Raw genomic sequence first — 18,686 nt, forward strand, 5'->3', positions numbered from 1 at the left:
GCACGATGAGCACCCAGAGCACCCGTCTGGAGTTCGGACTGAACTCGTTCGGCGACGTGGCCACGGACGGCGACCGCGTGATGAGCGACGCCGAGTCACTGCGCCTGCTGGTCGACGAGGCCCAGCTGGCGGAATCCGTGGGGCTCGACGTGTTCAGCGTCGGCGAGCACTACAAGGAGAACTCGGTCGACTCGGCGACTCCGGTGCTGCTCGCGGCCGCCGCACAGGCGACCTCGGCGATCGGGCTCGGCACATCGGTGACCGTGCTCTCGACCCAGGATCCGGTACGGCTCTACCAGGAGTTCGCGACGGTGGACGGGATCTCGAACGGCCGCACCCAGCTGGTGCTCGGTCGTGCCTCCGCAATCGAGTCGTTCCCGCTGTTCGGCTACGACATCGCCGAGTACGAGGAGCTCTTCGAGGAGAAGCTCGACCTCTTCGTGCGGCTGATGCGCGAGGACCGGGTCACCTGGTCGGGCAAGTACCGCACGCCACTGGACGACGTGCAGCTGCACCCGCGGATGCCGGAGGGCGGGATCCCCGCCTGGATCGGCATCGGCGGCAGCCCGGACTCCGTGATCCGCGCCGCCCGCTACGGCCTGCCGCTGATGATGGCGATCATCGGGGGCCGCCCTGAGCGCTTCGCCGGCCATGCCGAGCTCTACCTCCGGGCGCTGGCGCAGCTCGGGCATGACGAACTCCCGATCGGACAGCACTCACTGGGACTCATCGCCGAGACCGACGACGAGGCCAAGAACCTGCACTGGCGGTACTGGGAGCCGGTGGTCACGCAGGTGAGCAAGGAGCGCGGGTTCTACCCGCCGACCGCCGAGCGTTACGCGGAGGAGGTCGACACCGGCGCACTGTACGTCGGCTCCCCCGAGACGGTCGCCCGCAAGATCGCCGCCATCGTGCGGGCGAACCATCTCTCCCGCTTCGACCTGAAATACGACCTGACGCACCTGCCGCGCGACGTGCGCGAGAACAGCATCCGGCTCTTCGGCGAGCGCGTGGCCCCACGGGTGCGGGAGCTGCTGGACGAGGATCCGGGCGACTGGCACACCACCGGACGCGGGACCGCGCAGATCGTCAAGGGCGGCAAGGCCGTCCATGCCTGAGACCACAGAGGAGAACATCATGATCGATCACCAGAGCCCCACCATCGGCATCCTCGGCGCCGGGAAGGTCGGCATGACACTCGCCCGCCTCGCCATCGCCGCCGGCTTCCGCGTGCTGATCGCGGGATCCGGTGATCCGCAGCGCATCGCGCTGACCGTGGACGTCATGGCACCGGGAGCGATCGCGGTGCGACCGGAGTATGCGGCGGGCACACCGGACATCGTCATCCTGGCCCTGCCGCTCGGCAAGTACCGGAGTGTGCCGGCGGAACAACTCGACGGCAAGCTCGTGATCGACGCCATGAACTACTGGTGGGAGACCGACGGCATCCGCGACGATCTGAGCGACCCGCGCACCTCCACCAGTGAGGTCGTGCAGGAGTTCCTGACCGGATCCCGTGTCGTGAAGGCCCTGAACCACATGGGCTATCACGATCTCGAGGACGAGGCCGCACCCACCGGATCCGCAGGCCGCAAGGCGATCGCGATCGCCGGCGACCGAGAGGACGACGTCGCACGCGTCGCCGAGGTCGTGGACGCCTTCGGTTTCGATCCGGTTCTCATCGGATCCCTCGCCGACGGCGTCGTGCTTCAGCCCGGATACCCCACCTTCGGCGCGGACCTGCCCGCCGACGAACTGCGGGCGGTCATCCGCGCCGCCGAGGCGGATCGCATTCCGACCGCTCTCGCCTGGTGACCTCCACCGACAACGGCACCTACGAAAGGAACGTGACAGAAATGACCAAGATCGCCATCATCCTCGGCAGCACCCGCCCCGGCCGCAACGGCAAGCAGGTCGCCGACTGGGTTCTCGAACAGGCGAGCAAACGAGACGACGCCGAATTCGAGCTCGTCGATCTCCTCGACTACCCCCTGCCTCACCTCGACGAGCCGATGCCGCCGGCGATGGGCCAGTACCAGAACGACCACACCTGGGCGTGGTCCGAGAAGATCGCCGAGTTCGACGGGTACATCTTCGTCACCCCCGAGTACAACCACTCCACCTCGGGTGTGCTGAAGAACGCGATCGACTACCTGCACACCGAGTGGAACAACAAGGCCGCGGCATTCGTCGGTTACGGCGGGGTCGGCGGGGCACGCGCGATCGAGCACCTGCGGCTCGTCCTCGCCGAACTCCAGGTCGCCACCGTCCGGCAGACGTTGACGCTCTCGATGCTCACCGAGTTCGAGAACTTCCGCACCTTCGCGCCCGGCGAGTATCAGCTCGGCTTCCTGAACACCCTGTTCGACCAGCTGATCGCGTGGTCGAACGCCCTCGCACCACTGCGCGAGCCGGAGCTTGCGGACCTGACCGCCTGAAGTCCGACGCGGAGCCGATGGCCGACCCTGGCCGTGTCTTCGTCCGATCCGGACGGTCGGAAAGGGGATCCGGAGCACCAGAATGGTGCCATGAACGCGCGGAACGCCGACACGACCCCAGCGGGCACCACGACAGCCGGGTCGGCGTGGGCGCCGTTGCGGCATCCCGTGTTCCGCGCGCTCTGGCTGGCGCAGACCGGATCGAACCTGGGCGGCTGGATGCAGACCGTCGCCGCGCAGTGGTTCCTCATCCAGGCCGGCTCCGGATCGGCGATCGTCGCCTGGGTGCAGGCCGCGAGCCTGCTGCCGGTGCTGTTCCTCTCCCTGTTCGCCGGGGTGCTCGCCGACCGGTTCGACCGGCGCCGGTGGCTCTTCACCATGAACATCGTGTCGGCGGCACTCGCTCTCGTGCTCACGGTGCTCTCCGCCGTCGGGGTGCTGGGGGCGCCCTCGCTGCTGCTCATGACGTTCCTGCTCGGGATGTCGGCCGCGCTCACCGCCCCCGCGTGGCAGGCGATCCAGCCCGACCTCGTCCCGCGCGAGGAGATCCCCGCGGCCGCGGCGCTCGGCGGGATCACGGTCAACGCCGCACGGGCGGTGGGACCCGCCATCGCCGGCATACTCGTCGCCTGGACCGGCCCGACGTTCGTCTTCGCGCTCAACGCGGTGTCGTTCTTGGGGGTGGTGGTCGCGCTGATGCGGTGGCCGCGACCGGAGCGGGTTCCGCAGACGTGGGCCGAGCCGTTCGGGCAGGCGATCCTCGCCGGCGTCCGCTATCTCGCAGCCGGACACGTGGTGCGGCGTCTGCTGCTGCGCAGCCTGCTCTTCGCGATCCCCGCGAGCGCGCTGTGGTCGCTGCTGCCCTCGGCATCGGGCGGTCTGCTCGGCCTGGACGCGACCGGCTACGGGCTGCTGCTGGGCTTGCTCGGGGTCGGATCCATTCTCGGCGCGGTGCTGATGCCGTTCATCACGCGACGGCTGTCGTCATCGGCCGCCCTCGGCATCTCGGCGGCGGTGTTCGGCGTGGGCACCCTGGGCATCGCGTGGTGGCCACTGCCGGTGGTCGTGCCGCTGCTGCTGGTCTCGGGGATCGCGTGGACGGTCACCCTCACCACCCTGAACGCCGCCATGCAGCTCAGCGCCGCACCCTGGGTGCGCGCCCGGGCGATCTCCGTCTACCTGCTCGTGCTGCTCGGCGGCCAGGGCCTCGGCGCGTTCGTGTGGGGCGCGGTGAGCGCGATGATCGGCGTGGCCGCGACGCTTGCGCTGTCCGCGGGCCTGCTGCTGCTCGTCGGTGCGAGCGTGCTCGTGCTGCCGCTGCACGCCAACACCGGGCGGCTGGACCGCTCCATCCAGCCCTATGCGGCGCCCGAACCACGACTCGTGTTCGACCCGGAGCCGGAGGACGGCCCGGTCATCGTCACCGTCGTCTACCACGTCCTACCCGAGAACGAGCAGGCGTTCCTCAGCGCCATGGTGCACCTGCGCGGCAGCCGTCGCCGGACGGGTGCCGCCGGGTGGCTCCTGGAGCGCTCCGGCGAGACATCGGGATCGTTCCGGGAGGAGTTCCGGGTGCGATCCTGGGGCGAGTACACCGCCTCGCGCACCACACGGTGGACCGGAAGCGACGCGGCGGCGCTGGCGCGCGTGCTGGAGGCCTCGGAGATCACATCGGAATCGCACGCGTTCGCCGTCCGGCTCCCCCGGCATTGAGGTGTGCCCGGGTCAGCGCTCCATCAGGCGCCGCTGCCAGTCGCCCGGCACACGCCCGATCGGCCCGGGAACGCCCTGCTCCTGCGGCGCCGGCGGCGCCGGCTGCCGTCACCCTAGCGCGGTGTCCCCTCGACCGGAACCACCGACGGCTGCGGCGCGGGCGGCCAGTGCGCAAGTCGTGCGGCCGCCTCGCTCGTCGCCCGCAGGAACGCGAGCACCAGCGCATCCGGATCCGGCGCCTGGCGCACCACCTCGTAGGGCAGCAGGAACTCGCCCAGCTCCGCGTCGAAGTACGCCCCATCGGGCACGTCCGCGGTCGGATAGCCCTGCGGCGCGGGGTACGCGTAGGCGTAGAACGCCCCCTCCGCACCGCCGCCCGGCCAGAACCCTGCGCTGCCGAGCTCATCGGAGTAACCCTCGACCATGACACTGTCCGGGCAGTTCGGGGCGCCCCCGGGATGCGCCGGCGCCGGCCGCCCGGAGAACCGGGTGACGGCGAGGTCGAGCGCACCCCAGAACAGGTGCACCGGGCTGACCTTGCCGCGGAACTCCGCCCTCGAGTGCCGCAGAACGCGGTCCGCCTGCACCAGCTGCTGCCAGAAGAGGCGGGCGTGCTCCGGATCATAGGTCGCGTGCACCGTGTCGTCGGGGAACGGTATCGCCTCGGCCACCTCGTTCGGCACCGGGTGGATCCGCACGTGCACATCGAGTCGCGGGAGCAGCGCCATGACGGTCGCGTAGAAGCTCGCGACCGAGTGCCCGGCGAGCGCAAACGACACCTCCCGCCCATCGCTCATGCGCGCGAGGAGCACGTGCTCGACGAAGTCGAAGGACAGCTCCAGGATCCTGTCACCCACCGGGATCGCACCGGTGGTCAGCCCGCGGGAGTCGACGAACAGGGTGACGTGCCACCAGTGGTTCACTGGGGCCGCGAGAGCCATCTTGACCTTGCCGACGATCTGGGTCCACATGTGCACCGTCTCGCGGGTCGGCGTCCAGTCCTCGACGGCGAGCGCGGGCCAGCCGGGTTTCGTGGGCACGGGATCCTCCTCGATCGAAGACACTCTACCGACGGGAGCCGCGCGGTCTTCTTCCCCGGAGCCGGATCCTCGACGATGCGTCCGGATCCGCGCAGAGATGTCCGGATCCGCGTGTCCGGATCTGCCGGCCTCGTTCGACGGAACAGGTGAAGGGGCCGGAGAGCGGCCCCGCACCGAAAGGAAACGCACATGCGCAAGATCGTGGCCTTCGAGCACATGACGCTCGACGGGTATGTGTCCAGCGGCAAGGGGATGGGGTTCGAGTGGACCCACCGCGCGTACGACGAGGAGCTCGCCGCCTACGCACAGCACATCCAGGAGGACTTCGACCTCCCCGTCTACGGACGCGAGACCTACCTCGGGATGTCCGGGTACTGGAGCACGCAGCCCACCGCCGAGAGCACTCCCACCGAGCGCGAGCACGCGGAGTGGGTCAACGCCGTCGACAAGATCGTGGTGTCGACGACCCTGGAGTCCGCCGACTGGAACAACACGCGACTCGTCCGCGGGAACCTCGCGGAGGAGTTCGGGCGGCTGAAGGAGCAGCAGGGCGGAACGATCGCGATCTACGCGAGCCCGAAGCTCGTGCACTCCTTCCTCGACCTCGGTCTGATCGACGAGTTCCGCATCGTCGTGCATCCCGCGGTCATCGGCGGCGGCACGCCGCTGTTCCCGGCCGGCACCGACCTCGCGCTGACCCTCGAGGAGTCCCGCTCCTTCGCGGCCGGTGCGACCTACCTGCGCTACGGCGTCGCCTGAGAGGATCGGACCATGCGATACCTGCTGCTGATCCGGCCCGACATCGAGGATCTTCCCGCCGACTGGAGTCCCGACCCCCGGCTCGAGGAGGAGATGGGTCACCTGCTCGAGGAGATGACGAAGGCCGGCGTACTGCTGGACACGGCCGGGCTCCGCCCGCCCGAGGAGGGCGCCGTGCTCCGGCTCGCCGCGGGCGACGTGACCGTCGTCGACGGCCCGTTCACCGAGTCGAAGGAGATGGTCGGCGGCTACTGCCTGCTGCAGACCCGCACGCGTGACGAGGCCCTCGAATGGGGCACGCGGTTCCTGCGCATCCACGGCCCCGAGTGGACGATGGCCCTCGAGCTGCGAGAGCTCGACGGCGAATAGTGGCGGCCGACCCGCCCATCGACCGCGCAGTGCAGCGCGCGGTCGATGCGGCGTGGCGGATCGAGTGGCCGCAGCTGGTCGCCGTGCTGACCCGGCTCGTCGGCGACATCACGCTGGCCGAGGATCTGGCCCAGGACGCGCACGTGGCCGCTCTGGAGCAGTGGCCCCGGGACGGTGTCCCGAACAACCCGGGCGCGTGGCTGACCGTCGCGGCGAAGCGCCGGGCGATCGACCGGATCCGCCGAGACACGACCCTGGCCCGCAAGCTGCCACTGCTGGAGGGCGAGCTCCTCGCCGACGCCTCCTCGGCACCGGATCCGGCATCGGTCGTGGACGGCGAGATCTCCGACGACCTGCTGCGGATGCTCTTCACCGCCTGCCATCCGGTGCTCTCGCGCACCTCCCAGGTCGCGCTGACGCTGCGCATGGTGGGCGGCCTCACGACCGAGGAGATCGCACGGGCCTACGTGACCGCAACCCCGACGATCGTGCGCCGCATCTCGCGCGCGAAGAAGACCATCCGCGACGAACGGATCCCCTACGAGGTGCCGTCCGGCGCCGAGCTCGCCGAGCGGCTCGACGCCGTGCTCGAGGTGATCTACCTCGTCTTCAACGAGGGCTACGCTGCGACCGCCGGGGACGACTGGATGCGGATCGACCTCTGCACGGAGGCGCTGCGCCTCGCCCGGATCCTGTCCGCGCTGATGCCCGCCGAGCCGGAGGCGCACGGGCTCGCGGCGCTGCTCGAACTGCAGGCGTCCCGGCTGCGCTCCCGGCACGACGTCGCGGGGCGCCTCGTGCTGCTGCGCGACCAGGACCGCACCCGGTGGGACCGGCTGCTGATCCGTCGCGGCTACGCGGCCCTCGCCCGCTCGCACGCCCTCGCCCGGGATCGCGGGCGAGCGCCCGGCCGCTACGCGCTGCAGGCCGCGATCGCCGCCGCGCACGCGATGGCCGCGACGCAGGCCGACACGGACTGGCGCCGGATCGCGGGCCTCTACGCCGTGCTCGCCGCGCGGTTCCCCTCACCGATCGTCGAGCTCAACCGCGCCGTGGCCGTCGCCGAACTGCACGGCCCGGCCGCGGGACTCGAGCTGGTCGACGCGGTCGTCGCCGCTGGCGCCATCGACGACTACCACCTGCTGCACGCCGTGCGCGGCGATCTCCTGGAGCGCCTCGGGCGCACGGCCGCGGCTCGGGCGGAGTTCCGGCGGGCGGCGGAACTCACCGCGAACGCCGCCGAGCGGGCGATGCTGCTCGGCCGCGCGGACTGAGGCTCAGTCGTCGAGTTCGATCTCGATGAAGCCGCCGACGATGCGCGTGCGCCAACGGCAGGAGCCTCGGAGCGAACTGCAGGAGCCATCCCGGAGAAGCACGCGCTGAGACGGCGATCCGGCCCGGAATCGCGCCGGGCGTCGCGGCGCGTGCCCGGGAGGCTCCTGCAACTCGCCTGCATTTTGCTGGGGCGACGCGCGAAACGGATCCCTCCCCTGCACGCAACGGCCTCGAAACACCGGTGTGCGACGCTCAGGGGAACGGAGCCTCTTCGAGCCGACGTCGCGATGGCGGGATCCCCGGTTCCCGGCTCCATCCGTCTGCCGGAGAGGACTGCTCATGGATCCGCTCATCACCTTCGTCCTGGTCGGCTCCCTCGTGGTGGGGGCGTCCTGGCTCGCCCCGCGACTGCGCGTTCCCGCCCCGCTGCTGCAGCTGCTCCTCGGACTTCTCGTCGGGTTCATCCCGGCCGTGCGCGACATCCACCTCCCGTCCGATGCGGTGCTCGTGCTGTTCCTGCCGGCGCTGCTGTTCTGGGAGGCGCTGATGACGCCGCTGCGCGAGGTCCGCCGCGATCTGCGGGTGATCCTGCTGCTGAGCACCCTGCTGGTGGTCGCGACGACGTTCGGCACGGCGGGCATCGGTGTCGCCTTCGGATGGGGGTGGCTGCCCGCTCTCGTCCTCGGCGCCGCGCTCGCGCCCACCGACGCCACCGCCGTGGGAGCCCTCGCCCGCGCGCTCCCGCACCGCAACGTCGTCCAGCTGCGGGCCGAGAGCCTGGTCAACGACGGCACCGCCCTGGTCGTCTACACGATCGTGATCGGGCTGGCGGCGAGAGGCGCGCACTACTCCGGCTGGGACGTCACGGGCCTCGTCGCTCTCGCCTACGGCGGTGGCGCCGCCATCGGCCTGCTCGCCGGTCTTCTGGGAACAGTGGTGCTCCGCCGCCTCCAGGATCCGCTCCTGCACAACGCCGCGCTGGTGCTCGTGCCCTTCGCCGCGTTCCTCGCCGCCGAGCAGATCCACGCCTCGGGCGTCATCGCCGTGGTCATCGCGGGGCTGTACCTGAGCCGCACGGGACCACGCTCCGGCACCCCGCAGTCCCGGCAGCAGCGGGACGGCTTCTGGACGCTCGCGACCACGACGCTGAACGGAGCCCTGTTCGTGCTGATCGGGATCGAGGCGCAGTCGGCGATGCGCGCGGTGTCGCTGCAGAGCATCCCGATGCTGCTCGGGCTGTGCGTGCTGATCTGGATCGCGATCCTGCTCATCCGCTTCGCGTTCCAGATGGTCACGACCTGGACGATCCGGCTCGTGGACCGGAGCGCCGCCCAGCGGAGCAAGCGGATGACGCATCGTGCCAGAGTCGTTTCGACCGTCGCGGGGTTCCGCGGCGCGATCTCCCTGGCCGTCGCGCTGGCCGTGCCCGCGGCGATGCCCGGTCGCGCCGAGATCATCTTCGTCGCGACGGGGGTCGTCGTCCTCACGATCCTCGCCCAGGGGATGCTCCTGCCCGTCGCGATCCGCTGGGCGCGCCTTGAGCCCGACTCGATGGTGTCCGCCGAGTTCACCCACGCGCATCGCGCCGCCCTGCGCTCGGCGATCCGGGCGACCCCGTCTCTCGCCGAGGGGATCGATGCCCCGGACCACGTGCGGGAGCGGGTCGTGAACGAGTACCGCGAACGGCTCGAGCGGATCGACGCCTCACCGCAGCCGGGACGACGCACCCGCCGCGACCTGGATCACGACTACGCCGCGCTGAGCCTCGCCCTCGTGGACCACACCCGCGATGTCGTGATCCGCCTCCGCAACGACGGCGCGATCAGCGACGCCACCCTGCACCGGCTGCAGACGCGGCTCGACCGCGACGCCCTGCACCTCACGCCGGCGTCGGCGGAGCGGCACGAGTGACGCGGCCGGACCGGCGCCGGATGCCCCGACGCGTCTCGGCAGCCAGGGCGGACGGCCATGATCCCGTCGGATCCCGGCCGTCCCCGGCCGACGCCCGGGGTTCAGGCGGTGCCGAAGGGGTTGTCGATGACGTAGCGCCATCCGTGCCGCTCGTCGTGAACGGCCACGTCCGCCGTCGTGCCGGCGAGGTGGATCTCGGACCCGTCGGGGCCGGTGCCGCTGATCGTCCAGTCGGCGATCGCCAGACCGGTGCTCCCCGTCTGGAACACGTGGCGCACGGTCATGGTGATGGGCAGGTTCAGCCCGAGGAACTGCTCCAGCGCGCCGCGCACGGCGTCCGGGCCGGTGACGGGGGTGCCCGGCGCGGGCACGAACACGACGCCCTCGGTGTTGAGCGCCATCAGTCCCTCGAGATCACGCGCATTGAAGCGCTCCGCGAAGGCGAGGTTGAGCTGGTCGAGAGAGGTCACGGTCATGGGATTTCCCTTCTTCCGAGACCCGCACGGCGCGGGCCTTCAGAGAGGAAGACGCCCCCGACGCAGAAGTGTGACAAAGCCGACGAGGAGGCAGCAGCCCGGGTCAGGCCCCGACCCGCGAGGCGTGTTCGGACATGCCGGAACGCCGACAGCTGTTCAGCGCCTTGCGCGCACGGGCGATCCGCTGCCGCGCCGTCACCGGGGTGATGTCCAGCCGTTCGGCGATCTCCGCGGCCGAGAGCTGATCCACGACGTTCAGCAGTAAGGGCTCGCGCAGCGCCTCGGGCAACCCGCGCAGCGCCTCGAGCGCCCCGCCGAGGACCACCCGCATCTCGACCTCGCCGCTCACATCCTGCTCGTCGCGCACGTCCTCCGGAAGCATCGACTCCGGCCGACGGTGCCGCAGACGTGCGAGGTCGATCGCGGCGTTCCGCGCGATCGCGTCGAGCCAGGAGCACATCTGCCCCGGTTCCGGCGCGTGCAGCTGTTCGATCGATCGCCACGCCCGAAGCAGCGCGTTCTGCGCGACATCGTCCGCGTCGTCGACCGGGACGCCCAGCGAGATGCTGCGGCGGCGCAGCCGCTGCGGATCCGCTTCGATCATCGCCGTCAATGACGCCCGACGCGCGTCATCCGCCTCGCGCTCCCCCGCCATAGAACTCCCGTGATCCGACTGCCGTGATGCGCTGCCGTACGGCTCCTGCACGTCTGAGGAGACCGTAGCGCACGGTGGCGCGCGAAACCCGGCGACTCCCGTCGGGGACGCGGGAGATAGCGTGTTCGGGTGAAGCCTTTCGACGAGCTGGTGTCAGAAGCGGAAGCAGCGGACGTGAGCGGCTGGGGATTCGGCTGGCTCGACGGACGCGCCACCGAGGAGCGGCCCCCGTGGGGATACGCGAGGCTCCTCGCGGAGCGCCTCCGACACGCAGATGCCGCGCTCGACATCGACACGGGCGGCGGCGAGGTCCTCGCCACGGCGGCGGAGCTTCCGCGGCGCATGGTCGTGACGGAGGGATGGGCGCCGAACGCGGAGCGCGCACGGGGACTGCTGGGCCCGCGGGGCGTCGAGGTCGTCGAGAGCGCGGACGGCCCCCTCCCCTTCCCCGACGCCTCGTTCGATCTCGTCACCGCACGCCATCCGGTCCGACCCGACTGGGTGGAGATCCACCGCGTGATGGCGCCAGGGGGCCGCTACCTCGCGCAGCACGTCGGCGCCGCATCCGCCTTCGAACTCATCGAACACTTCCTCGGGCCGCTCCCCGAACAGCGCAAGGGCCGGGAGGCTCATGCCGAGGCCGCCGCCGCCGAAGCCACCGGACTGGTGATCGAGGATCTGCGCATCGCGCGTTGCCGCATGGAGTTCTTCGACGTCGGCGCGGTCGTCTGGATCCTCCGGAAATGCGTCTGGTGGGTACCAGGCTTCTCGGTGGCCGACTACGAGCCTCAGCTGCGCGAGCTCGATCGGATGATGCGCGCCGGAGAACCGTTCGTCGCGACCTCATCACGGCACCTCATCCAGGCGGCGAAGCCGCGATGAGCGGCGCAGCGGCGTAGGAGGATCCGGTCGCCGCCATCTTCCCGGCGTGATCGCCGTCGGAGCCGGCTGCTCCGCTCGGCGCTGCCGGGGCAGAGCAGAGCAGCCGGGCCGTTCGGGCCGCCGACGGCTCTGACGGGGCGATCCCGTCAGAGGGAGAGGCCGGCGGGGATCTGCTGGGTGATGCAGTGCGGCCCGCCCCCGCCCGTGGCGATGGTGTCGGCGCGGACGCCGACCACGTCCCGGCCGGGGTAGATCTCCCGCAACCGGTCGAGGGAGGCTTCGACTCCGTCGCCGCCGTCGATCGGCACGATGACGCCGCCGTTGACGATGTAGTGGTTCGCGTAGGAGACCTCCGCGTTCAACGGCGGGTCGAGCTGCTCGATCTCGATCGTCCGTCCCTGCGCGTCCAGGGATGCTCGGAGCGCGGCGAGGTTCGCACGGGCGCGGACGAACTCGGTCGATTCCTCCGACTCGGGCACCTCGAGCAGGACACGGCCTGGGGCGACATACTGAGCGACGCCGTCGATGTGTCCATCCGTTCCGGTCGCCCCCGTATCGAGACTGTGCCAGATCACTAACGGAGCGCCGTCTCGATCTCGTGGCGCGCGTCGAGGATCAACGCACGGGAGATCATTTCGATCTCCGGCCCGTTCGCTCGAATCTCGGCCACAAGCCTCCGATGCAGATCCAGCCCTCGAAGAATCACATCTTCCAGGGGGAACTGCAACGTCTCCCTCGTGCTCACTGCTGAAGCGACCGGTCCGGCAAGCGAACGGAACATGTTGCTCCCGCAGGATTCGAGGATGTGGGCGTGAAACCCCACGTCCGCAGTCGCGAACGCATGCAGATCCCGGCGTTCGTACGCGGTCAGCATCGCTGAGATCTGTTCGTCCAGCTTGTCCATCGTTGCCGGCTCTGCCTTAGAGGCCATCAGCCGACAGGCGACCGGCTCCACCCCGAGCCGAAGGGAGAAGAGCTCCTTGACCTGATCCGCGCGATCAGGACTACGCAGTCGCCATCGGATCACATCCGGATCCATGAAATCCCAATGTTCGGGCGCGGCCACGAGCGTCCCCTGACGCGGCCTCGCGGTGATGAGGCCCTTTGCCTGCAGCACGCGGAACACTTCCCGGAGCACCGCACGCGACACCTGGCGCTCAGCGCCCAGTTCCTCCGGGCTCAGTTTCTGTCCAGTGCTGAGTGCGTGCGTCACGATCCGCGCCCCCAGCCATTCCAGGACATCGCGATGCAAGCCTGCAGGGCCTTGAACGTTTGATGGTGACAATTTCCCGCCTCAGGTCACCAACACGATACAAGACCCCGGACGAGGGTGGCAGACCACCTGGATCCTTGCGTCAGACCATCACATTGCTCACGAGCTCCGCAGAGAAGGTCACGGCCGATTGGGGATGGAGGAGAGGCATGTGGAGCCCCACCTCCCGGAGAAAGCGACCGCTTGCCTCGATGCCGTCCAGCATCCAGCTGGGCGGTGCCTGCTCAGGACGATCGCGCGCGTCGCTGAGCAGCATCCGGATTCGGTACACGGCATCGCCCTGCAAGGCGGGCAGACCCACCGGAGAGGGTGTGTCCGTCGTCGACGGCTGCAGCGCAACGTACTGGAAGATCGCTTGGTCCTTGGAGGGAGACACGACGCCGTGCAGCAGATGGGCGCCGTCAGGCCCCTCGCCCCGGACGACCTCCCCCGAATGAAGCAGTTCCCGGTACGTCTTGTGCAACCGGATGGCGTTCGCGAGGACTCCCACGTCTTCGGCGCTGAGGCTTCGGATGTCCCACTCGACACCCAGATGGTGCATCCAGCTCGCGCTGACCCGGAAGGCGAGATCGGTGACCCTGCCCGTGGTGTGCGAGCGGGGAGCGCCGATGTGGCATCCGAGGCGCTCCGGAGGGATCAGCTGCATCGCCCAGCGTTGGATCGGATAGCGCTCGACGGGGTCGTTCGTGTCGGAGATCCAGACCCGATCGGTGCGGGCGCCGATCCCCAGGTCGACCCGTCCGCCGCCTGAGGAACAATTCTCGATCTCGACATCGGGGTGCCGGGCGCGGATGGTGTCGAGGAGCCGGTAAGCGGCCTCCACCTGCGCGTGGGCCCGCGGCGTGTGGCCGTCGCCGATCTCCGTGCTGTCCCTGTTGTAGTCCCACTTCAGGTAGTCGATCCGGTACTCGTTCAGAAGCCGATCGAGTTGGGCGTACGTGTTGTCCCACGCAGCCGCATCCGTGAGGTCGAGCAGTTGCTGGTTCCGCCACGTCAGGGGCCGCGTCTTTCCGAGGCGACTGATCCAGTCCGGATGCTCACGGGCGAGGTCGGAGTCCGGGCTGATCATCTCCGGTTCGACCCAGAGGCCGAACTCCATCCCCAGATCGTGGACCCGGTCGACGATCTGACCGAGTCCTCGAGGCCAGACGGCGGGATCGACCGACCAGTCCCCGAGGCCCGCAGCGTCGCTTCGCCTTCCGAGGAACCATCCGTCATCGAGCACGAATCGCTCCGCTCCGATACGGGCTGCAGCCTCGATGAGCTCGAGCAAGGTCGCCGACTCGTGCTCGAAGTAGACAGCCTCCCAGCTGTTGACGGTCACGGGCCGGGGTCTGACGCCGACGCGGCTGGCGCGGTCCCACCGGTGGAACTGCGCCGCTGCTGCGTCCAGGCCGTTGCGCGAGTATGAAGCGAAGACCCACGGCGTGCTGTACGCCTCGTTCCGAGCAAGCACGACATCGCCCTGCTCCAGGATCTCCCCCGCGCCGATCGCGTAGCCGGCTGACGGCGACTTCTCGACGTAGTGCTGGGCGTTTCCGCTCCAGGCGAGGTGCACAGACCATACTTCGCCGTGCCGGAAGCCGAACCCGGGGGTTCCCGCCGCGAACACGAGGGGCGCGTCGTGTCCGGTCCGCCCGTGGCGCGTCGGCCGCATCCAGGTACCGAATCCCATCACGTGCCGCTGGGGTTGTACCTCGCGGCACCAGCGGCCCGTGGTGTCCAGAAGCTCGCTGGCACGATCCGGCAGCGGAAACGTCAGGAGCAGGTGGTGGACGTCGAGCGGCACCGAGGAAGTGTTCGCCAGGGTGTGACGCATGCGGACGAGTCCTGCATCCTCCAGACGGAGTTCGGTGATGAGCTCGATCTCGTTCTCGTCGTCGCGCTGCGTGATGACAGTGGCGTGGGCGGCCTCCCGTGACACGTCGCGAATGGTGAACGTGCCGTGGAGCTCGTTGCCCTCCCTCCCGATGCGGAGCCCCGGGGTCACCAGCCACCCCGAACCGGCCTCCGGCACCAGGTGCTGCGGGACGCGAGCATTGAAGAACGACTGCGGGACGGGACCCGAGATCCGATCGCCCTGCGGCAGATCGCTTCCGAGGGAAGCACCCCAATGCACGAACTCGGGCTTGCCGTCCGTCGTCCTGAGGAGCAGGCTGACATCGTCCTTCGCGAGGTGAATGTACTCGGACGGCAGACGCATCAGCAAGGCCCACCCGCACCGATGACGATGAGGCGGTGCGATCCGTCGAGGCGGGCGCACACGGGTCGTCCTCTCACTGGACTTCTCGCCGCGACGCAAGGTGCTCCTCGACGACGTCGAAGAGATCGGCGGCCGCGGATGCCGACTGGAGGACGGATCCGATTCCGAGCGCGATCGCCCCGGCGGAGAGGAAGTCAACGGCGTTGCTCGCGTCGACGCCTCCCGTGGCGACGAAACCCGCCTCGGGGAACGGGCCTCGCATCTCCCTCACCCAACGCGGAGAGAGACTGGACGCGGGGAACGCCTTCGAGATGGCGAATCCGGCGCGCGCCGCCGTCTGCACCTCGGTCGCCGTCGCGACGCCGGGCAGGTGCGGCACTCCCGCCCGCATGCTCGCCCGCGCGATGCCGAGATCGAGCCCGGGCGCGACGGTGAACGAGGCACCGGCATCGATCACGCGCAGGAGCGATCCCTGGTCGACGACCGTGCCTGCCCCGACGGGCTCCCCGTGCTCGGCGCCGCGCCTGACGACCGCCTGGAACGTCTCGAACGAGGCGAGGTCCTGGACAGGCACCTCCACGATCCCGATTCCGCGTTCCCACACCCGCTCGGCGACCGAGATCGCACGGGAGATGCCCAGCCCTCTCAGGATGGCGACGAGCGGCCGACCGCGCAGGACAGCGGCGAACCCCGTCACGCCGGTCGGCATGGAAGGCCCTCGTTCGCGTTCGTGCTCGGCACGCTGATGACCGGCCCCGGGGTCCGCGTCAGCCGCCACGGTTCCCCCGTCCCTGGAGTTCGACGACCTCCGCAACGCGCAGAGCCCGATCGTAGATCCGGAGGGCTCGGACTTCGCGATGCGCCAGCCCATGCACGGACAAGGGCGCTGCGCTGTTGACGTCACGCAGGTCATCACTGAATCGTCCCCATCCATAGGGGCGGGCCTCGGCGCCGTCTTGCAGCCTGCCATCCGCGACGAACATGATGATCTTCGGCCCGCCGTCGACGATGATCCCGATGTGCGTCTCGATGCCGACGGTGAAGGTGCCGGCCTCGGACGTCCACGAGCACTGCCTTCGACCGTCGGACATCGTGAACCGGATCCGGCCCTGGTCGCCGATCTCCACGCAGACCCCGCGGTCCGAGGCGTCTCGGTTGTCGAGGAGTATCCGCCCCGGAGTCGGATCCTGGATCTTCACGGCGGCCGAGAGCGTGAATCCGGCCCTCGCCTCCTCGATCTTCCAGTTGCCCCGACGCAGCTGGAACGGAGTGACTGTGAACGGCACCATCGCCGCGCCGTCGACGTAGTCGAGGATGATGTCCTCCTCGAGCCGCGTCGATGGTTCGCCCCAGAGTCCCTGCACCAGCGCATCGTCGACCTCGTGGACTCGCGCGGTGTGCTTCTCAGTCTCGGTGAGGTAGAACCGTCCGTCGAACCGCACGAGGTCCGGGTAGCTCATGCTCACTTGCGGGTCGTCGGCGTAGACCGCGATCTCGGGCTCCGACCATCGGATGACGCCGTCGACCTCGATCCCGCCGCTCAGCCAGGCCGGGTTCCGATACGTTCCGAACCAGGTGTTGCTGTTGTTGTGGAACCAGAGCAGGTGTCGCCCGTCGCCGCACGACCAGGCGAACGTCGCCGCCCGCGGGTTCTTGATCGGTCGCCCGGAAGCGTAGGTCGCCCATTCCGGTGTCGACCAGGTGTGCCCGCCGTCTCGACTGGTCGCGCTGGCGACGTACCCCTTCTCGCTGCGGTAGACGCAGAAGAGATCGCCGCCACCGAGTCCGACGACCTTGTGTTCCTCGGCGACTTCCCCGTCAGGCGCCTGCAGCCCGAAGTCGCCATCGGGAAGAGTCTCCCAGCGGATCTCGGCGGCGTTCTGCACCTCCAGGATGTTGTCGCTGCGCAGCAGGAACCCCTCGCTGGTCTTCTGGAATCCCTGGGACTCCTCTCGGAACTCCCCGACCTTGGAGGCCGCGATGAACACGCTCGTTCCGACGATCTCGGGCTTGCCGACCGACCACCAGAACAGGACGTCGCCGCCGAACGGGTTGCGGCGGTCGATGTCGAAGGTGCGGATCGGGACCTGAAACCGATCGGCGGACCAGGACCGGCCCTCGTCGTCTGAGTATCGGAAGACCATGTCGCCGAGCGTGTCGACGCGAGGGCTACGTCCGGTGTCGGTTGGCACCTCTCGGATGTTCTGCGTGTTGTACGTGTAGAACACGTAGACACGGCCGGAAGGCGTGACCAGGGGGACCGCCCAGGACGCCTCGGGGCCGTCCGCCGGTTCGATGTCGATCGGCTGGGACCACGTGCGGCCGCGATCCGCGCTCGTCCGCGCGATGATGCGCTGCGAGGAATCGCCCTCGTGGGCGTCCGAGCTGGTCACGACACACAGCCACGACCCCGATCGGTTGACCACCACGTACGGCTGATCGCTGTAGCCGTTCGCCTGGATCACAGGCCCGTTCTCCAGCAGCCGAGGGTCACGGCGTGCAATCTGCGGGTCGTCGGGCAGCTGCGGCCCGGATGCGATGATCACCATTCTGCAAAACTCCCATCCAAGTGCCGCCAGACCGCGTTGTGCCAGTTGTGCGGGGACTGGGCTGCGCGACGCACCTCCTTCTCGTCGATCTCAATGCCCAGTCCTGGCCCGAGCGGCCTTTCGATGTACCCGTCCGCCGTGGAGAACACGGAGCGATCGAGCAGATAGTCGAGCAGGTCGGTCTGCACGTTGTAGTGAATGCCGAGGCTCTGCTCCTGGATGAGGAAGTTCGGCGTAGCCACGTCGACCTGGATGCACGCGGCGAGCGCGATCGGTCCCAACGGGCAGTGCGGTGCGAGCGACACCCCATACGTCTCGGCAGCCGCGGCGATGCGCCGCACCTCGGAGATCCCCCCGGCGTGCGACAGGTCCGGCTGCGCGACGGCGATCCCATCCGCGAGGACATCACGGAAGTCCCATCGCGAATAGAGCCGCTCGCCTGTCGCGATCGGGATGGGAGTCTCGTGCGCGATCTGACCGATCAAGGAGGAGAGCTCGGGGACGACCGGCTCCTCGACGAAGAGAGGCAGGTACGGCTCCAGCAGTGGAAGCGCGCGCCGAGCCATGGCAGGGGAGTACCGGCCGTGGAAGTCGATCGCTATGTCCCGGGAGTCGCCGAGGACCGCACGGACCTCGGCGACTCTGTCGACGAGACGGCTGAGGGACTCCGGGACATCGATGGCCGAGAGCTCCTCGGATCCGTTCATCTTGACGGCGGTCAGACCTGCCTCGACCTGACGTTCGGCATCGGCGGCGAGGTCGCTGGGGCGGTCTCCGCCGATCCACCCGTAGATGCGGACTCGATCGCGGACTGCGCCGCCGAGCAGTTCATAGGTCGGCACGCCCAGGCGCTTCCCCGCGATGTCCCACAGGGCCTGATCTATGCCGGCGACAGCGCTGGCGAAGACCGGGCCACCCCGATAAAAGCCACCCTTCGTCAGCACCTGCCAGGTGTCCTCGATCCGCGTCGGATCCGACCCGACGAGATATTCGCTCAGTTCGGCCACCGCCGTCGCGACGGTCGCCGCCCGGCCTTCGACGATGGGTTCTCCCCAGCCGGTCAGGCCGTCGTCCGTGGTGATGGCCACGAACAGCCATCGAGGCGCGACCTGGAAGGTCTCTACTCGTTCGATTCTCACTGTC

Annotated in this window: 18 protein-coding genes; 9 read left to right on the forward strand and 9 right to left on the reverse strand. The window is 69.4% G+C overall.

Annotated elements, in window-relative coordinates; genetic code table 11:
• Window positions 1-5 precede the first annotated feature (5 nt).
• The 4 genes from ACFWCK_RS03880 to ACFWCK_RS03895 all read left to right on the forward strand — a co-directional run bounded on the left by ACFWCK_RS03880 (window position 6) and on the right by ACFWCK_RS03895 (window position 4,151).
• A complete protein-coding gene (locus tag ACFWCK_RS03880; protein ID WP_378804650.1) occupies window positions 6-1,118 on the forward strand; it encodes an LLM class flavin-dependent oxidoreductase in 1,113 nt (370 codons plus the stop codon).
• A complete protein-coding gene (locus tag ACFWCK_RS03885; RefSeq protein WP_378804652.1) occupies window positions 1,111-1,815 on the forward strand; it encodes an NADPH-dependent F420 reductase in 705 nt (234 codons plus the stop codon). Before ACFWCK_RS03880 ends, ACFWCK_RS03885 begins: the two co-directional genes overlap by 8 nt.
• Window positions 1,816-1,856: 41 nt before the next feature.
• Window positions 1,857-2,438 (forward strand): NADPH-dependent FMN reductase, encoded by a 582-nt coding sequence (locus ACFWCK_RS03890; RefSeq protein WP_378804653.1) that lies wholly within the window; start codon window positions 1,857-1,859, stop codon window positions 2,436-2,438.
• A 90-nt stretch (window positions 2,439-2,528) separates the two neighbouring features.
• Window positions 2,529-4,151 carry an MFS transporter gene (locus tag ACFWCK_RS03895; RefSeq protein WP_378804654.1) on the forward strand — a complete coding sequence of 541 codons (1,623 nt, stop codon included), beginning with the start codon at window positions 2,529-2,531 and terminating at the stop codon, window positions 4,149-4,151.
• 113 nt (window positions 4,152-4,264) lie between these two features.
• Here the strand turns inward: ACFWCK_RS03895 and ACFWCK_RS03900 are convergent, their stop codons facing one another.
• Window positions 4,265-5,191, reverse strand: coding sequence for a DUF5996 family protein (locus tag ACFWCK_RS03900; protein ID WP_378804655.1), 927 nt, complete (start codon window positions 5,189-5,191; stop codon window positions 4,265-4,267).
• A 189-nt stretch (window positions 5,192-5,380) separates the two neighbouring features.
• Between ACFWCK_RS03900 and ACFWCK_RS03905 the strand changes: the two genes are divergently transcribed.
• From ACFWCK_RS03905 to ACFWCK_RS03920, 4 genes are all read left to right on the forward strand, one after another.
• On the forward strand, window positions 5,381-5,950 hold the full coding sequence (locus ACFWCK_RS03905; RefSeq protein ID WP_378804656.1) for a dihydrofolate reductase family protein: 570 nt from the start codon (window positions 5,381-5,383) through the stop codon (window positions 5,948-5,950).
• Between the two features lie 12 nt (window positions 5,951-5,962).
• Window positions 5,963-6,319: a YciI family protein gene (locus tag ACFWCK_RS03910; protein ID WP_378804657.1), complete on the forward strand. Its 357-nt coding sequence runs from the start codon at window positions 5,963-5,965 to the stop codon at window positions 6,317-6,319.
• Window positions 6,319-7,593 (forward strand): RNA polymerase sigma factor, encoded by a 1,275-nt coding sequence (locus tag ACFWCK_RS03915; RefSeq protein WP_378804659.1) that lies wholly within the window; start codon window positions 6,319-6,321, stop codon window positions 7,591-7,593. Before ACFWCK_RS03910 ends, ACFWCK_RS03915 begins: the two co-directional genes overlap by 1 nt.
• A gap of 340 nt (window positions 7,594-7,933) precedes the next feature.
• The gene (locus ACFWCK_RS03920) at window positions 7,934-9,505 is read left to right on the forward strand and encodes a Na+/H+ antiporter (protein ID WP_378804660.1); all 1,572 of its coding nucleotides are present in this window, start codon (window positions 7,934-7,936) and stop codon (window positions 9,503-9,505) included.
• A 101-nt stretch (window positions 9,506-9,606) separates the two neighbouring features.
• On the opposite strand, the gene ACFWCK_RS03925 is transcribed toward ACFWCK_RS03920, so the two are convergent.
• Together ACFWCK_RS03925 and ACFWCK_RS03930 are read right to left on the reverse strand one after the other, a co-directional pair.
• Window positions 9,607-9,981 carry a YybH family protein gene (locus ACFWCK_RS03925; RefSeq protein WP_378804661.1) on the reverse strand — a complete coding sequence of 125 codons (375 nt, stop codon included), beginning with the start codon at window positions 9,979-9,981 and terminating at the stop codon, window positions 9,607-9,609.
• Between the two features lie 103 nt (window positions 9,982-10,084).
• Entirely contained in the window at window positions 10,085-10,636 is a 552-nt protein-coding gene (locus ACFWCK_RS03930) for an RNA polymerase sigma factor (RefSeq protein WP_378804662.1), read from the reverse strand.
• A gap of 129 nt (window positions 10,637-10,765) precedes the next feature.
• On the opposite strand from ACFWCK_RS03930, the gene ACFWCK_RS03935 reads away from it, so the two are divergent.
• Window positions 10,766-11,518 carry a class I SAM-dependent methyltransferase gene (locus tag ACFWCK_RS03935; RefSeq protein WP_378804663.1) on the forward strand — a complete coding sequence of 251 codons (753 nt, stop codon included), beginning with the start codon at window positions 10,766-10,768 and terminating at the stop codon, window positions 11,516-11,518.
• A 146-nt stretch (window positions 11,519-11,664) separates the two neighbouring features.
• Here the strand turns inward: ACFWCK_RS03935 and ACFWCK_RS03940 are convergent, their stop codons facing one another.
• From ACFWCK_RS03940 to dgoD, 6 genes are all read right to left on the reverse strand, one after another.
• Window positions 11,665-12,093 (reverse strand): agmatine deiminase family protein, encoded by a 429-nt coding sequence (locus ACFWCK_RS03940; protein WP_378804664.1) that lies wholly within the window; start codon window positions 12,091-12,093, stop codon window positions 11,665-11,667.
• Window positions 12,093-12,803 (reverse strand): FadR/GntR family transcriptional regulator, encoded by a 711-nt coding sequence (locus tag ACFWCK_RS03945; RefSeq protein ID WP_378804665.1) that lies wholly within the window; start codon window positions 12,801-12,803, stop codon window positions 12,093-12,095. The genes ACFWCK_RS03940 and ACFWCK_RS03945 overlap by 1 nt, the downstream gene beginning before the upstream one ends.
• 70 nt (window positions 12,804-12,873) lie before the next feature.
• Entirely contained in the window at window positions 12,874-14,994 is a 2,121-nt protein-coding gene (locus ACFWCK_RS03950; RefSeq protein WP_378804666.1) for an alpha-galactosidase, read from the reverse strand.
• 73 nt (window positions 14,995-15,067) lie between these two features.
• The gene (locus ACFWCK_RS03955; RefSeq protein ID WP_378804668.1) at window positions 15,068-15,703 is read right to left on the reverse strand and encodes a bifunctional 4-hydroxy-2-oxoglutarate aldolase/2-dehydro-3-deoxy-phosphogluconate aldolase; all 636 of its coding nucleotides are present in this window, start codon (window positions 15,701-15,703) and stop codon (window positions 15,068-15,070) included.
• 58 nt (window positions 15,704-15,761) lie between these two features.
• A complete protein-coding gene (locus ACFWCK_RS03960) occupies window positions 15,762-17,543 on the reverse strand; it encodes an exo-alpha-sialidase (protein WP_378804669.1) in 1,782 nt (593 codons plus the stop codon).
• Window positions 17,537-18,682 carry a galactonate dehydratase gene (gene dgoD, locus ACFWCK_RS03965; RefSeq protein ID WP_233312144.1) on the reverse strand — a complete coding sequence of 382 codons (1,146 nt, stop codon included), beginning with the start codon at window positions 18,680-18,682 and terminating at the stop codon, window positions 17,537-17,539. The genes ACFWCK_RS03960 and dgoD overlap by 7 nt, the downstream gene beginning before the upstream one ends.
• Window positions 18,683-18,686: the final 4 nt, after the last annotated feature.

The sequence above is a fragment of the Microbacterium sp. NPDC060117 genome, assembly GCF_042729315.1.
Classification (GTDB): domain Bacteria; phylum Actinomycetota; class Actinomycetes; order Actinomycetales; family Microbacteriaceae; genus Microbacterium.

Bases quoted from the DNA above. Each gene is read 5' to 3' on its own strand.
- ACFWCK_RS03880 (WP_378804650.1), top strand. From the start codon at position 6: ATGAGCACCCAGAGCACCCGTCTGGAGTTCGGACTGAACTCGTTCGGC.
- ACFWCK_RS03885 (WP_378804652.1), top strand. From the start codon at position 1,111: ATGCCTGAGACCACAGAGGAGAACATCATGATCGATCACCAGAGCCCC.
- ACFWCK_RS03890 (WP_378804653.1), top strand. From the start codon at position 1,857: ATGACCAAGATCGCCATCATCCTCGGCAGCACCCGCCCCGGCCGCAAC.
- ACFWCK_RS03895 (WP_378804654.1), top strand. From the start codon at position 2,529: ATGAACGCGCGGAACGCCGACACGACCCCAGCGGGCACCACGACAGCC.
- ACFWCK_RS03905 (WP_378804656.1), top strand. From the start codon at position 5,381: ATGCGCAAGATCGTGGCCTTCGAGCACATGACGCTCGACGGGTATGTG.
- ACFWCK_RS03910 (WP_378804657.1), top strand. From the start codon at position 5,963: ATGCGATACCTGCTGCTGATCCGGCCCGACATCGAGGATCTTCCCGCC.
- ACFWCK_RS03920 (WP_378804660.1), top strand. From the start codon at position 7,934: ATGGATCCGCTCATCACCTTCGTCCTGGTCGGCTCCCTCGTGGTGGGG.
- ACFWCK_RS03925 (WP_378804661.1), bottom strand. From the start codon at position 9,981: ATGACCGTGACCTCTCTCGACCAGCTCAACCTCGCCTTCGCGGAGCGC.
- ACFWCK_RS03930 (WP_378804662.1), bottom strand. From the start codon at position 10,636: ATGGCGGGGGAGCGCGAGGCGGATGACGCGCGTCGGGCGTCATTGACG.
- ACFWCK_RS03950 (WP_378804666.1), bottom strand. From the start codon at position 14,994: ATGCGTCTGCCGTCCGAGTACATTCACCTCGCGAAGGACGATGTCAGC.
- ACFWCK_RS03955 (WP_378804668.1), bottom strand. From the start codon at position 15,703: ATGCCGACCGGCGTGACGGGGTTCGCCGCTGTCCTGCGCGGTCGGCCG.
- ACFWCK_RS03960 (WP_378804669.1), bottom strand. From the start codon at position 17,543: ATGGTGATCATCGCATCCGGGCCGCAGCTGCCCGACGACCCGCAGATT.